Origin of the sequence: Flavobacterium sp. F52 (assembly GCF_000278705.1) — a bacterium.
GTDB classification, from domain to species: Bacteria; Bacteroidota; Bacteroidia; order Flavobacteriales; family Flavobacteriaceae; genus Flavobacterium; species Flavobacterium anhuiense.
Genome location: NZ_AKZQ01000025.1, coordinates 270,322 through 284,141 on the forward strand (window position 1 = coordinate 270,322; position 13,820 = coordinate 284,141).

At 34.0% G+C, this 13,820-nt stretch carries 17 protein-coding genes; 3 read left to right on the top strand and 14 right to left on the bottom strand.

Features of this window, described 5'->3' with window-relative positions; genetic code table 11:
• From FF52_RS10815 to FF52_RS10860, 10 genes are all read right to left on the bottom strand, one after another.
• Entirely contained in the window at positions 1 to 936 is a 936-nt protein-coding gene (locus tag FF52_RS10815; RefSeq protein ID WP_008465377.1) for an ADP-ribosylglycohydrolase family protein, read from the bottom strand.
• A 2-nt stretch (positions 937 to 938) separates the two neighbouring features.
• Positions 939 to 1,670 carry a metallophosphoesterase family protein gene (locus FF52_RS10820; protein WP_008465378.1) on the bottom strand — a complete coding sequence of 244 codons (732 nt, stop codon included), beginning with the start codon at positions 1,668 to 1,670 and terminating at the stop codon, positions 939 to 941.
• Complete coding sequence (locus FF52_RS10825) at positions 1,670 to 2,233, bottom strand: 2OG-Fe(II) oxygenase (RefSeq protein ID WP_008465379.1); 564 nt, start codon at positions 2,231 to 2,233, stop codon at positions 1,670 to 1,672. Before FF52_RS10825 ends, FF52_RS10820 begins: the two co-directional genes overlap by 1 nt.
• Positions 2,234 to 2,273: 40 nt before the next feature.
• A complete protein-coding gene (locus FF52_RS10830; RefSeq protein ID WP_008465380.1) occupies positions 2,274 to 3,113 on the bottom strand; it encodes an ADP-ribosylglycohydrolase family protein in 840 nt (279 codons plus the stop codon).
• A gap of 19 nt (positions 3,114 to 3,132) precedes the next feature.
• A complete protein-coding gene (locus tag FF52_RS10835) occupies positions 3,133 to 3,681 on the bottom strand; it encodes an RNA 2'-phosphotransferase (protein ID WP_008465381.1) in 549 nt (182 codons plus the stop codon).
• Positions 3,682 to 3,729: 48 nt separating this feature from the next.
• Positions 3,730 to 4,257: an NADAR family protein gene (locus FF52_RS10840; RefSeq protein ID WP_008465382.1), complete on the bottom strand. Its 528-nt coding sequence runs from the start codon at positions 4,255 to 4,257 to the stop codon at positions 3,730 to 3,732.
• Between the two features lie 72 nt (positions 4,258 to 4,329).
• Positions 4,330 to 5,163: a ribose-phosphate diphosphokinase gene (gene prs / locus FF52_RS10845; protein WP_008465383.1), complete on the bottom strand. Its 834-nt coding sequence runs from the start codon at positions 5,161 to 5,163 to the stop codon at positions 4,330 to 4,332.
• A gap of 74 nt (positions 5,164 to 5,237) precedes the next feature.
• The gene (locus tag FF52_RS10850) at positions 5,238 to 5,930 is read right to left on the bottom strand and encodes an NUDIX hydrolase (protein WP_008465384.1); all 693 of its coding nucleotides are present in this window, start codon (positions 5,928 to 5,930) and stop codon (positions 5,238 to 5,240) included.
• Between the two features lie 104 nt (positions 5,931 to 6,034).
• Positions 6,035 to 6,391 carry a PKD domain-containing protein gene (locus FF52_RS10855; RefSeq protein ID WP_008465386.1) on the bottom strand — a complete coding sequence of 119 codons (357 nt, stop codon included), beginning with the start codon at positions 6,389 to 6,391 and terminating at the stop codon, positions 6,035 to 6,037.
• Positions 6,392 to 6,492: 101 nt separating this feature from the next.
• The gene (locus tag FF52_RS10860; RefSeq protein WP_008465387.1) at positions 6,493 to 7,398 is read right to left on the bottom strand and encodes a LysR family transcriptional regulator; all 906 of its coding nucleotides are present in this window, start codon (positions 7,396 to 7,398) and stop codon (positions 6,493 to 6,495) included.
• 86 nt (positions 7,399 to 7,484) lie between these two features.
• Between FF52_RS10860 and FF52_RS10865 the strand changes: the two genes are divergently transcribed.
• The 3 genes from FF52_RS10865 (at position 7,485) to FF52_RS10875 (ending at position 10,916) form a co-directional block, all read left to right on the top strand.
• A complete protein-coding gene (locus FF52_RS10865) occupies positions 7,485 to 8,246 on the top strand; it encodes a type 1 glutamine amidotransferase domain-containing protein (protein WP_008465388.1) in 762 nt (253 codons plus the stop codon).
• Positions 8,247 to 8,415: 169 nt separating this feature from the next.
• Positions 8,416 to 9,573: an iron-containing alcohol dehydrogenase gene (locus tag FF52_RS10870; RefSeq protein ID WP_008465390.1), complete on the top strand. Its 1,158-nt coding sequence runs from the start codon at positions 8,416 to 8,418 to the stop codon at positions 9,571 to 9,573.
• A gap of 347 nt (positions 9,574 to 9,920) precedes the next feature.
• Complete coding sequence (locus tag FF52_RS10875; RefSeq protein WP_008465393.1) at positions 9,921 to 10,916, top strand: NAD(P)H-dependent glycerol-3-phosphate dehydrogenase; 996 nt, start codon at positions 9,921 to 9,923, stop codon at positions 10,914 to 10,916.
• Between the two features lie 152 nt (positions 10,917 to 11,068).
• On the opposite strand, the gene FF52_RS10880 is transcribed toward FF52_RS10875, so the two are convergent.
• From FF52_RS10880 to FF52_RS10895, 4 genes are all read right to left on the bottom strand, one after another.
• Entirely contained in the window at positions 11,069 to 11,476 is a 408-nt protein-coding gene (locus tag FF52_RS10880; protein ID WP_008465394.1) for a hypothetical protein, read from the bottom strand.
• 93 nt (positions 11,477 to 11,569) lie between these two features.
• Positions 11,570 to 12,589: a phenylalanine--tRNA ligase subunit alpha gene (gene pheS / locus FF52_RS10885; RefSeq protein ID WP_008465397.1), complete on the bottom strand. Its 1,020-nt coding sequence runs from the start codon at positions 12,587 to 12,589 to the stop codon at positions 11,570 to 11,572.
• An 84-nt stretch (positions 12,590 to 12,673) separates the two neighbouring features.
• Positions 12,674 to 13,123, bottom strand: coding sequence for a hypothetical protein (locus FF52_RS10890; protein ID WP_008465404.1), 450 nt, complete (start codon positions 13,121 to 13,123; stop codon positions 12,674 to 12,676).
• 157 nt (positions 13,124 to 13,280) lie between these two features.
• On the bottom strand, positions 13,281 to 13,637 hold the full coding sequence (locus FF52_RS10895) for a hypothetical protein (RefSeq protein WP_008465406.1): 357 nt from the start codon (positions 13,635 to 13,637) through the stop codon (positions 13,281 to 13,283).
• Positions 13,638 to 13,820 lie beyond the last annotated feature (183 nt).

The following is a 13,820-nucleotide window of genomic DNA, read 5'->3' on the forward strand; positions in this document are numbered from 1 at the left end:
TTATATTTTTTGTGATAATCGTTCTGCTAAATCTTTAATATCATTGGATCGAACTAAATTGTCAATCCATTTTTGCGGCATATTTTCAATTTCGTAATAAATTCCTGCTAATCCGCCCGCAATCGCGCCTGTTGTATCAGTATCTTCGCCTAAATTAACGGCTTTCAAAACAGTTTCTTCATAAGAATCGGAATTTAAAAAACACCAAAAGCTCGCTTCTAAACTATGAAGAACATAACCCGAGGAATGAATTTCGTTTTCTGGATATGCAGCAATATCATTTTTCAAAATCCTTTCAAACAATCCAATTTCAATCGGATTAAATTCTTTGCTTTCTAGAAATTTTGCAACAACATTTTGCATTTCTTTATAAGCTTCGAATTTATCTTTATCTTTTAGAATCTCCAAACAATACACAACATAAATAAAACAGGCAAATACCGATCTGAAATGTGCGTGTGTTATTGATGAAACTTCTTTTACTTTTTTATAAATAACTTCAATATCTTTTTCTTTCTGAAGATAAAAAACTAATGGCAAAATACGCATTAAAGATCCGTTTCCGTTATCGCTTTCAGAAAATCCTCCGCATAATTCTGGCTGATGGCCTTTCACTATATTATGAATCGCATGAGTAGTCGCTATTCCAATATCAAAAACTCGTCCATGGGGTGTCCACAAATCTGCGGAATACCACTTCACAAAATTCTTAGCGATATCATTTAAATCATAATCTGCACACAAACTTTCTGCTAGACAAAAAGCAAGTGAGCTATCATCGCTCCAAGTTCCTATTGGCTGATGATGTGTTCCAAAACCAAACATTTCAGTAACTGGATTTTGTTTTAAATAAGATCTAGACTGAAATTCAACTGGAACTCCAACTGCATCTCCAACTGCCAATCCAAATAGACCTGATTCTATTACGTTTTTCATTTTTACTTATTTCTTCCTTTTTCATTAGGATAAAATGTCCGTACGACGTCACTTTGCCAAAAGATTTTTGTTGCAACATCCAGACAAGTTAATTTACCATAAAAACCTGCTCCAGTATCAATATTCCAGACATTGCAACCTTGCATCGGAATTTCGACATTATAATGAAGTGTTGGCGTGTGACCAATATAAATTTCATTAAAAAGCAGTAATCGTTTTGGGTATGAAAGTGAATCTTTCTGGATTCTTTTGTCCATTGTCAAAGCCATTTCCCACAACGTTCTATCCCACGAATAATTGGTTTTGTAATGTTCTTTTTCTGGACCATGCATAGATGAAAAACCAGCGTGAATGAAAAGATTGTTATGCTCATCTACGAAATAATCTTTCATTTGATTAAAAAATTCGAGATGTTTCTGTTTTTCTGAAAAATTAATATTCTGATAACTTTCTATTGTCGATTTTCCTCCATGCAAAAACCAAATATCATTTATGACATCATTTTCTAACCATTCTTGACACCAAGCATCATGATTTCCTTTTATAAAAATGCATTCCTGTTTTTGAGATAAATCAATAAGAAAATCAATCAATTGTTTCGATTCGCTCCAACCGTCAACATAATCTCCTAGAAAAATAAAACGATCATTTTCTGTATAATCAATTCTTTCCAATAACTGAATTAACGCTTTTAATCCGCCGTGAATATCTCCAAAAACTAGGGCTCTTTTCATTAATTGTTATTGTCTTTCAGTTTATACATAACATCACTCCTTAAAACATACTTTATTCCCGAAATCAAAGCTGCTCCTTCATGACGCTGACTGTGTTCAAAAATAAGCGCTGTTCCTGTTCTCGGCGTAATAACTTCTCCTGAAGCAAATTTGGTTTCTCCACCTTCATATCCCTCATTCAAATAAATCATGAAAGTATAATAGCTAGATTCTGAGTCATTTCGTTTAAAACTGCCGTCACGATGCATTTTAAATCGCTGACTAGGATTGTATTTATAAAATCGAAACATTTCATTTAAGCCCGAAGCTATACTGTTTTCCATTTCAGGTTTGATAAAAGGTTCTAATTTTTGCCACAGTAAAGAAGCATACGCATGATCCTCGTACATAATACGCTCGTTATTTCGAACCATTTTCATCATTTTTTGTGCGCCGTCAACATTAACTTCCGCTTCTTCAAAGCCCATTTGTTCACTTTGTTCTATCAGTTGATTACATTCCTCAACTGTGAGAAAATTATCAATTGTATAAATTTCCAATCCTTCATTAATAATATTTAGCATAACAAATACATTTATGATTACTAAAAAGTTCTTTTCCCGATTAACTAAACTTATTATTCAAAGCGACGTCCAATTTTATTAGAAAATCTTTTCCGAATTTATCATTCTCTAATTCTTCGTAAAGAAATGATGGCAACGTCTTCTCACAATTTTGCTTCTGACTTAAAATTGCCATAGACAATGCTGCAACTGTATCAGTATCTCCGCCATAACCTATTCCTATTTTTAGGCAATCCTTCATAGAAACAGCTTCGGAAACCATTTTAATTACAGCTTGTGTTGTTGGATATCCGTGCATATCGATTGGAGAAGTAATTCTATAGTTTTCACTTTCTTTTAAAGTCGCGTTCAGAAAATCTATTAGAGTAGATCCATCTCCCAGATTATACTTGAAATAATGAACAGCCAACGCTATACGTTTAGCACAAGTTATTCCTTCAACTGTATTATGGGAAGTTTTCGCCTGAATCTCGCAAAACTCAAGTATTTGTTTGATATCTTTTAAATGTCCAATTGAATATGCTCTCATTGCAGAGCCATTTCCGCTGCTACCATTATCAATTATTTTGATAAAATCTGAACCGCTTTTACTGGCATCCAAAGCATTGTAAACTCGATCCGAATAACCGCGTCTTTTATCTCTGTGAAATACTTCAACAAACTTATCTGCTACTTTAATCTCGTTCCAATTATCATCTTCAAGCAGCAATTCCGAAATCGCAATTGCCATTTGAGTATCATCAGTATATTTTTTATAAATCTCTGTGTACATTCCGTGTTTATCATACTGAGTCAGATTATTGTTTTTAGAAATAAAATCTAAATCTCTAAATTCAAATCCTGCACCGTATGCATCGCCTATTGCTGCTTCTAAAATCATAATTGTTGTGTTTGATTATTTAAGATTTAAACTCTATATACTTTGGCGGAACTTCATCTGTCAACCAAACATTGTTTTCAGACAAATAAAATTTAAATCCGTCTCTGTGCATAGCACCGCTTCTAACGGTTAAAATCTGCGGAACTCCTCTTCTACTTCCTACTTTGGTTGCCGTTTCTTTGTCTTTAGAAAGATGAACATGCTGACGGCTCATTTTCTTCAAACCTTCTTTCTGAATGTTTTCCATGAATTTTCCAACGGTTCCGTGATACAAATATTCCGAAGGTTCTGTTTCTGCTAAATTCAATTCAACTGAAATCGAATGTCCCTGACTTGCACGGATTTTGGTTTTATCGTCGTTATAAGCAAAACGCTTTTTATCGTTATTTTCTACTACATAATCTAAAAGTTCGTCGTCGAGACGATTCCCTTTTTTAGTACATTTTTCTATTAATTCATTGACATCTGCCCAACCGTTTTCATCTAATTTTAATCCGATTTTTTCTGGTGAATGTCTGAGTACCAAACTTAAAAACTTGCTGACGCTCTTTGCTATATTTTCATTCATTACCTATGAAATGTTCCAATGGAACATATTATTTTTTATAATTGCTAATTATCTCAATTCATCCCTAACCTCCATCAAAGCAAAACCTAAAAGATTCAAACCTTTCCACTTTTCCGGATTTAAAGCATCTATATGATCGCTTGCCATTCCGATTCCCCAAATTGGATCTACCGGACTCGCTTCTACAATAACTCTGTCATTTGTGTTTAAAAGAAAGGTTTTCAAATCTGGATTTTGACTAAACTTGTGAAAGTTCCCTTCTTTTACGATTTCAAATCGATTTTCTAACCAGATTTTATCATCGTAGTTTCTTACTTTACGGCCTAATTTTTTGGCTTCAGCGGGAGAATTGCATTTTATGATTTTTTCTAAAATTTCCTGATCCTTAAACAATTCGGCTTTTTTTGCCATCATCCAATGTTCGGCTGTTTTGTAAGTTACGCCCTCAACTTCAAAAGAACTTAACCACCATTGGCTGAAGCAAGTTTTGGTTATTGTTCCATCTTTACTTGGCTGATGTCCCCAGAAAAATAAAAACTTACTTTCTGGAGCTATGTTATCTATATTGTATTTCATTTTATTAGTGTTTTTGTTTCAAGTTTCAAGTTTCAGATTTACGCTACACGAAGAACTTGAAACTTGAAACATTTAAACCAATTGATCCAATCCAATCACCTTAACACTTTCACCTTCAAAATCTTTAAAAGAGTTTGTAGTGAAAATTACGTCGAAGCAATTTAAAACTTCAAAACCTTTATTGAAGATTCCGTGGCTTACGGCTAAGTATAATTTTCCAGCATTTTTCTTTTTTAATTCTTCTGCTAATCCTACGAAAGTTCCTCCTCCATCGCAGATATCGTCTACAATTAAACAATCCATTCCTTGTAAATCTTCTTCATACACTTTAAAACCAGATAGTTTTCCAGTTTTTACATCTCGGCTTTTACTGCATTCGACAACCTCAACACCTCCTAAAAACTCAGATACTTTGTAGATTTTCTTTAAAGCGCCACCGTCTGGAGAAATAAGTTTTACATCATTTCCTATATTTTCTAAAACTGCTTTTATAAAAGTGTAATTCGGAATTACAGTACTGTTATTCAATAAAGCAGGAGTTACTTCAGAGTGTGCATCAAAAACATAAACTTTGTTCAATTGCATCGCATTGATAATATCAGCATATACTTTTACAGACAAAGGTTCGCCTGGAATCATAACACGATCTTGTCTCGCAGCTGGAAAGTACGGAATAAAAAGATCGATAATCTTAACATCCATTCTGCGTAACGCATCAACAGTAACGCATAATAAACCTAAATCGTTGAATGAATTTAATCTATGTGTAATGGTTACTTTTCTATTGGCATCAAAATCTGGTGCAATTTTAATGTGTGGTTCTCCGCCAGAAAATGTAAAACTTTGAAATTTGATTTCTTCCTGATTTTGAAATGGAGCGAATTTTGGGTCGAGATTTAATATCATAGCTTTTTAGTTTGCGTTAATTATACGCAAATGTAGAATTTAATTTTGAATAAACAATTTATTTTGTGTAAAAATTACGCAAACTTTATTTCAAAGTGAAACCCTTTTAGAATTAACTCATTATATTTCAACTTATTGAACTTAAAAAGTTTTGCTGGACGACCTGTTTTAATGGGCGAAAATTTTTCAGTTTCCTCTAGAATACCATAACTAAGTATTTTTTTTCTGAAATTTCGACGGTCAATTTCCTTTTCTAAAATAGTGCAGTAAAGGTTTTCAAGATCTGAAAACAAAAATTCTTCTGAAAGTAAATCGAAACCAATTGGTTCATATGTCAATTTGGCTTTAAGCCTTTCTATTCCTTTTTTTAAGATTAAATTATGGTCAAAGGCCAAAGACGGAATCTCATCTATTTTAAACCATTGCACTCTTTCGGCATCAGTATCTGCTTTAATTTCTAAATTTGAAGCATCTACTAAAGCATAATACGCTACTGAAATAACACGGTTTCTGGAATCTCTATGAATGTCATCTCCAAAAGTGTACAATTGTTCCATGAAAGTGAGCTGTACATTTGTTTCTTCATGCAATTCTCGAATTACAGCATCGTTTAAAGATTCATCATTTTGCACTAGACCACCTGGTAATGCCCAATATTTTTCGGAGGAGCCAAATTGCTGTTCAATCAAAAGCACATATAAACCATTGTTTTTGTATCCAAAAACAATCGCATCAACAGCAATTCTAATATTTTGTAATTTTTCCATAATCTAAACTATCAAACAAATATAACGAATGAGAGCCAATTTTATAATCTAATGCAAAAGCTTAAATTATAAAATTGGCTCTCAAATATGATCGTTTATTATTTCTAGTTTATTGTCACAGTTCGTTTTGGACTAGATGTACATTCTGAACCGTCTTTTTTAATGGTCACCTCAGCTGTAGCCGTATATTCGCCAGCTGCGGCATAAGTATGAGTAACTGTTGCACCTGTACCCGAAGTTCCATCTCCAAAATTCCATTTTACACCACTTAGAGTTCCTGTACCACTATACTCAACAGAATAATTCATTAATTTCGGATTAGAAGGATCTGTAGAATTATGCAATTTGATATAAATTGCTTCGGCAAAACAATCTATAACATCATCTGCGTCACTTTTACTGCAGGAATTGGACATAAAAAATACAACGCCAAGTATTAAACACGATACAATCTTTCTCATAATTTGTCCTTTTAGAAATTTATTTTTCTCAAAGTTAGTCTTTTTCAGACTAAAAAAAGCATTAAAAAATCCGAATTTCCATCTATTTCTTAAGACTAATTCTATAACCTATTACCAAAAAACAGTTTCAATTCTTTCTCGATAATATCAAAAAACGACTTTACATTATTATTCTTTGGAGCTAATAAATACACAAACTCTTCTGGCACGTGAAAACTATTCCAAACTAGCTGCAGTTTATTCTCCTTAATATAATTTCTAGCATTGCAATTCCAAGTTGCAGCAACTCCTTCATTTTTGGCTAAAAGTCTTAGCATTTCAGATTCTGATGGTATAATGTAATTTGGAACCATCGAAGGTCTTTTTTTATTGAAAGCATGCAGCCAAAATAGTTTTATATGCGGAATGCGCGCATCGTGGCTGTACCATTTCTGTGCATTCAGCCATTGTTCTATTTCGGTGTAATTATCTCCTTTTAGTCTCTGACGGAATTCAGTAATATCCAAAGTTGTTGGGGCAACCAGAATCAGTTTAATTTTTCCGACGATTTCATAAGTGGTATCAAAAGTGTCAAATCTTTTCGTTGTGATGGCAAAGTCAAGTTTTTTAGCATCTACTAAAGCAAAAAGCTCATCGTTTTCTGCAAAAGTAAAATCGATTAAATCAAACTTTGAAATTAAGAGATTGCCAACACAGTCAAAAAGATGTTTTGAGATTCCGACAGAAATTAATCGATTAGCATCTTCTGCTTTAGCCCTGAAACTTGTTTCAACACTTTCGAGCCTATCAAGAGCATCTATAATCAAATTATTCAGTAACTTAGCGTATTCGGTTGGTTCTACGCCTTTTGATTTTCGGTTAAATAATTTATTGCCAACATGCGCCTCTAACATAGAGATCTGCTGACTAACCGCAGGCTGACTCATAAATAATTCCTTCGCAGCCACTGAAAAATTACCGTTTTTGTAAACTGCCTTAAAAGTTCTGTACCATTCTAGATTTACCATGACATAAATTTATTTATAACAAACATAGTTTATTTTATTTTTACTGATATCACATTCGCCGTAAATTTGTTCAAAATTTAATATTTATGAAAAAAATAGCACTATTCGCAATAACTGCATTCACAGCTGTAAGCATTTCAGCTGAAGCTCAAAAATCAAACAAAAAGAGTATGAAAAAAGTATTATTTGTTGTAACCAGCAATGACAAACTGGGCAATACAGGAGAAAAAACAGGATTCTGGTCAGAAGAATTTGCTGCACCGTATTACGAATTATTAGATCAAGGAGTAGAAATCACTATTGCATCTCCACTTGGAGGCCAACCGCCGATTGATCCAAAAAGTGCCGACCCCGCTTCGGCAACTGAAGACACAAAACGTTTTGATGCTGATAAAGTTTTACAAGAGAAATTAAAACACACTCTAAAGCTCTCTACCGTTAACCAAAAAGATTACGACGCTGTATTTTATCCAGGAGGACATGGTCCGCTTTGGGATTTAGTTGAAGATAAAAGTTCTATCGCTTTAATCGAATCTTTCTATACACACAAAAAGCCTGTAGCATTTGTTTGTCATGCTCCAGCCGTTTTGAAAAACGTAAAAGTAAACGGCGAATATTTAGTAAAAGGCAAAAAAGTAACTGGATTTACAAATGCCGAAGAAGAAGCAGTTGGTTTAACAAAAGTAGTTCCGTTTTTGCTGGAAGATGCAATATCATCAAATGGAGCGATCTTTTCTAAAGGAGAAAACTGGCAGCCTTATGCAGTTGCAGACGGACTTTTGATTACAGGCCAAAATCCTGCATCGTCTAAATTAGTAGCGGCAAAATTATTACAAGAGTTAAAATAAAAATACTAAGATTCTAAGTTGCTAATATCCTGAGTTTTTTCTTAGCAACTTAAAAATCAATTCCTTACCCATCAATAATAAAAAATTAAATAAACAACGAGCTAAATCTACTAAATAAGTCCAAAACTTAGGTTCTTAGTAGCTTAGCATCTTAGAAACTCTAAAAAAAATGCTAAACTTTGAATTATACAATCCGACAAATTTAGTTTTCGGAAAAGGGCAAATTGAAAAACTTTCTACTTTAGTGCCAAAAGATGCTAAAATCCTTTTGGCTTATGGAGGTGGAAGTATTTTTAAAAACGGAATTTACGACCAAGTAATCCATAATTTGAAAGGTTTTGAAATCGTAGAATTTGGCGGAATCGAACCAAATCCGAGATTTGAAACTCTGATGAAAGCGGTTGATGTTATAAAAGCAGAGAAAATCGATTTTATTTTGGCTGTTGGCGGCGGATCTGTGATCGATGGTGTGAAATTTATTTCAGGCGCTGTTCATTTTGAAGGGAATCCGATTGATATTCTTCAAAAAAGAATTTTAATCAAAGAAAATGCAATGCCGTTTGGAACTGTTTTAACGTTACCAGCAACAGGAAGCGAAATGAATTCAGGTTATGTGGTAACGATTGAAGCGACACAGGAAAAATTATCTTCTGGCGGAAGTGCTTTATTTCCTAAATTCTCTATTTGTGACCCGACTGTAATTTCTTCTTTACCAAAAAGACAAATCGAAAATGGTGTCGTAGATGCCTACACGCACGTTATGGAGCAATATTTAACGTATCCGACAGATGCATTTCTTCAGGATAGAATTGCCGAAGGAATTTTACAAACGTTAATTGAAGTTGGTCCTGGCGTCGTACAAAACCCAACCGATTATACTTTGGCTTCCAATTTTATGTGGAGCTGTACCATGGCTTTAAATGGATTAATCCAGAAAGGTGTTCCAAGCGACTGGGCAACGCACATGATTGGCCACGAATTGACAGCGCTTTACGAAATTGATCACGCCAGAACTTTAGCGGTTATTGGTCCGAATTTATATAAAGTTATGTTCGAAACTAAAAAAGCAAAACTGGCGCAATACGGAAGAAGGATTTTTAATCTAACAGGTTCTGATGAGGAAGTAGCAAAAGAAGCCATCAACAAAACGGTTGAGTTTTTCCATACAATGGGAATGGACACTAAACTTTCTCAATATACGGAAGACTATTCTAATACAGCAGATTTTATCGTGAAACGTTTTGACGAAAGAGGCTGGAAAGGTTTAGGAGAAAAACAATTAGTAACTTTAGATAAAGTAAGATCTATTGTAGAACTTTCTTATTAGTCGCAGTATTCAGTGTCAGTTTACAGTTTTGCATATAACTGAAAACTGGCACTGCGGCTGAAAACTAAAAATAAAAAAGGCGTTCTTAACAAGTTTAGGAACGCCTTTTTAAAATACTAAAACAAAACTAACTAACTCAATTTTTTTTAAATTCATTAAAATTCTAATTTATAAAATGTAATAACGCATGCCTGAATGGTTTTATTGTTTGACTATTAAAAAAAAAATATTTCGTGCTAAAACTTCTTGAAAGCCATTGCAATTAAAGAGCTCCTTCAAAATTTCTTAAAGCAGATTTTGCTTTATTAGCACATTATTAAGTACTTTTGTTTCAAATTAATAAAATAATGAGCGAAAAGTTAAAATTTGCAGTAATTGGAGGAGGAAGCTGGGCAACGGCAATTGCCAAAATGTTATGTGTGAATCTTTCAGAAATTGCGTGGTATATGCGTAATGAGTCTGCAATTGAACATCTTCAGAAATATAAACACAATCCTAACTATTTAAGTTCTGTTGAATTTGACACCAACAAACTTAAACTGACAAGCAATATAAACGAAGCGATAGAATATGCAGATTACATCATTTTTGCCATTCCATCAGCTTTCTTAGATGCCGAGTTAAAAAATATGACGGTTTCTTTAGCCGATAAAATCATTTTTTCTGCTATTAAAGGTATCGTTCCAGAAACGAGTTTAATCGTCGGCGAACATTTCCACATTCAATACGACATTCCATATTACAACATTGGAGTTATTACAGGACCTTGCCACGCTGAGGAAGTTGCTTTAGAAAGACTTTCTTACTTAACAATTGCATGTGGTGATCCAGAAAAAGCTTGTACTGTAGCAAAATCACTTTCTGGAAATTATATCAAAGCCAAAATTTCAGACGATATTATCGGAACTGAATATGCTGCAATGCTGAAAAACATTTACTCTATTGCTGCCGGAATTGCCCACGGTTTAGGTTATGGCGATAACTTCCAGTCGGTTTTAATGAGTAACGCTATTCGCGAAATGAAGAAATTCATTAGAAAAGTGCATAAAATGAAACGCAACATTAACGATTCGGCTTATTTGGGCGATTTGTTGGTTACAGGATATTCAGTTTTCTCGAGAAATAGAATGTTCGGAAATATGATTGGAAAAGGCTACACCGTAAAAAGTGCCATGATGGAAATGAGTATGGTTGCCGAAGGGTATTACGCAACAAAAAGTGCTTATAAACTAAATCAAGGCTACGGAGCAAAAACACCAATTATCGACGCTGTTTACGCTGTTTTATATGAAGGGAAAGATGCCAAAACGGTTTTCAAGAAATTGACGGAGTCTTTGGATTAGATTTTTATAGACGAGTGAAAAGAAGAAAGAAGCAAGAGTAAAGACTTTGTTTGAGATAAAAAAAGAGCCAAACTGAATCTCAGTCTTGGCTCTTTCTCTTTTATTCTATTTTCTATAAAATCTTTCTTCTTGCTTCTTTCCTCTTTAAAACTCTACTTCACCATCACCCCTTCAACAAACAAAATCGGCACTTCTTCCGTATTGTTTTCGTCAAGCGAATTGGCTTTAAAAATAAACTTCTTATCGTACAAAGTATTTCCGATGAAGAAAGTTACCATAAACTCATTATTTAGCGCTAAAAGGCTCTTTTCTACCAGTTCTATCTTTACCACAGAAACCGAAGGAACCTCAACAAATGCATGACGCAAGATCGAAGTTTTTTTCATTTCTCCATCAATAGTTCCAAATGCTTTTGAAACTACCATTACGCTGTCTAGATTAAAGTCACTGTCATTAACCAAATAAGCGTACCACACTTTTTCCATAAAATCGTCGCTCCATTCTTGCACTGCTGCAAGAAAGACGTTTTCAACCTCTGGAATTATTATATCTTTTTTCATTTTAGTCAAAAGTTTAAAGTCGAAAGTCATAAAGTCGAAAACCCCAAAGTAATAACTTTTAGACTTTCGACTTTATGACTTTTAGACTTAGAATTATATATTTGATTTAAACTGCTCTAAGAAACGTACATCATTTTCATAGAACATACGAATGTCTCCAATTTGGTATAAAAGCATTGCAATACGCTCTACTCCCATTCCGAAAGCAAAACCGTTGTATTCATCTGGATTGATATCGCAGTTTTTCAAAACGTTTGGATCAACCATTCCGCAACCTCCAATTTCCAGCCAGCCTGTTCCTTTTGTAATTCTATAATCCGTTTCTGTTTTCAGTCCCCAATAAATATCAATTTCGGCACTTGGCTCTGTAAATGGGAAATATGACGGACGAAGACGAATCTTAGATTTTCCGAACATTTCTTTCGTGAAATAAAGTAATGTTTGTTTCAAATCGGCGAAAGAAACATCTTTGTCAATGTACAATCCTTCCACTTGATGGAAAATACAGTGCGAACGTGATGAAATTGCTTCGTTACGGAAAACACGTCCCGGAGAAATGGTACGAATTGGCGGTTTATGATTTTCCATATAACGCACCTGAACAGATGATGTATGCGTACGTAACAACACATCAGGATTGGTCTGAATGAAAAACGTATCCTGCATATCACGCGCCGGATGATATTCTGGCAAGTTCAATGCTGTAAAATTATGCCAATCGTCTTCAATTTCTGGTCCTTCAGAAACGTTGAATCCAATATTAGCAAAAATATCTATAATCTGATTTTTAACGATAGAAATTGGGTGGCGCGAACCAATAATTACTGGTTCTGCAGCACGCGTTAAATCTCCAAAAACTCCTTTAGACTCTTCTTTGCTTTCCAGCTCTTCCTGAATCTGCTTTACTTTTTCTTCAGCAACCGCTTTTAAAGTGTTGATTACTTGTCCAAAATCTTTTTTCTGGTCGTTTGGAATATTTTTAAATTCAGTAAAAAGTTCTTTCAGCAAACCTTTACTTCCTAAATATTTAATACGGAATTGTTCTAACGATTCTTTATTTTTCTCATTAAAGGCTTTAGCTTCCTCTATGTGCTGTTTTATCTTATCTATCATTTTCCTTCGATAATTGAGAGTACAAATTTAGTGTTTTTAGTTGAAAATGTGCGGTCACAGTCGCAGTTTTAGGTTTTCCGTAAATTATTTTATCAGATTTAACTTTTCTTCAACTTGTTTAATCTTTAGATGCCAATAATCTAAACCTTCCTGATTGGTTACTGTTTCCTTTCTAAAATTCGAAGAAATGCGATTTAATTCATGCCAGTTTTTATTCGAATCCCTTTCTTTTTCCTGTTTTGTAGCAGGTTCAATTCTGGTGCGCCAAAAATCCATATTTTTAAAATAGGTCTTTTTTATGTCTTCAAAATACTCGACTAATTTTTCTTTTGAATTCGGAATATAGCCTGGGCAGCTGCAGCCGCAAGAATGAAAGGTAATGCCAACGGAAAATAAACTTTTAATATGTTCCCACTTTTTGACATCATCTTTTTTAGGCGATTCAAAATCCAGTCCCATGTTCGCCATTAATTCTCCACATTGCGGACATTTGGCTTCAAAAACCGATGCTTCTCCTTTTTTTATATCCACCATTAATCTTCTTTTAAATGTCTTCCGACAATTAAAACAAGCATAATGAGGTTTATAAGATGTCATTGCGTATCTGCACATTTTTTTAATTTTAGTCTCAGTTTTCAGTGACAGTTTATAGTCTCAAACACTGTAAACTGCGACTGTAAACCAAAAAAAACTACTCAATAAGTTTTCTTTCCAAAAAATAATTTACAATCGCTTCTTTCATTAAAACCGATTGCTCACCTGCTTTTAACGGCGGTAATTGTTCTTTTATTTTGTAGTGTGGCCAGCCTTCATTATCAAAAAAATCAAATTCGTAATAACCATAAGGTTCCAATAATCGGCAAATGGCAATATGCATTAGGTTTAATTTTTCGTCTTTCTTAAATTGACGATGCACCTTTCCGAGTTCCTGAACTCCAATTAGGTAAATTATAGCATCCAAATCAAGATCTTCGCCTTGTGAAAATTGATTGGAAAGTATATCAACGAGCTTTTCCCATCGCTCTTTTAACTGTATATCTCTAGACATTGTGTGATTTTAGATTGTTGATTTTAGATGTTGGATTACTGATTAAAATCTATTCTGAGGGGGCAGAATCGTAATCTGAACTCTAAATTTTGATTTGCAAAGATACAGAGTTCAAACTCAATGTGCCTAAAAATTTTAAACACATAAAATTACAACTGCTATAAAACCTCCGAACCTTTGCCA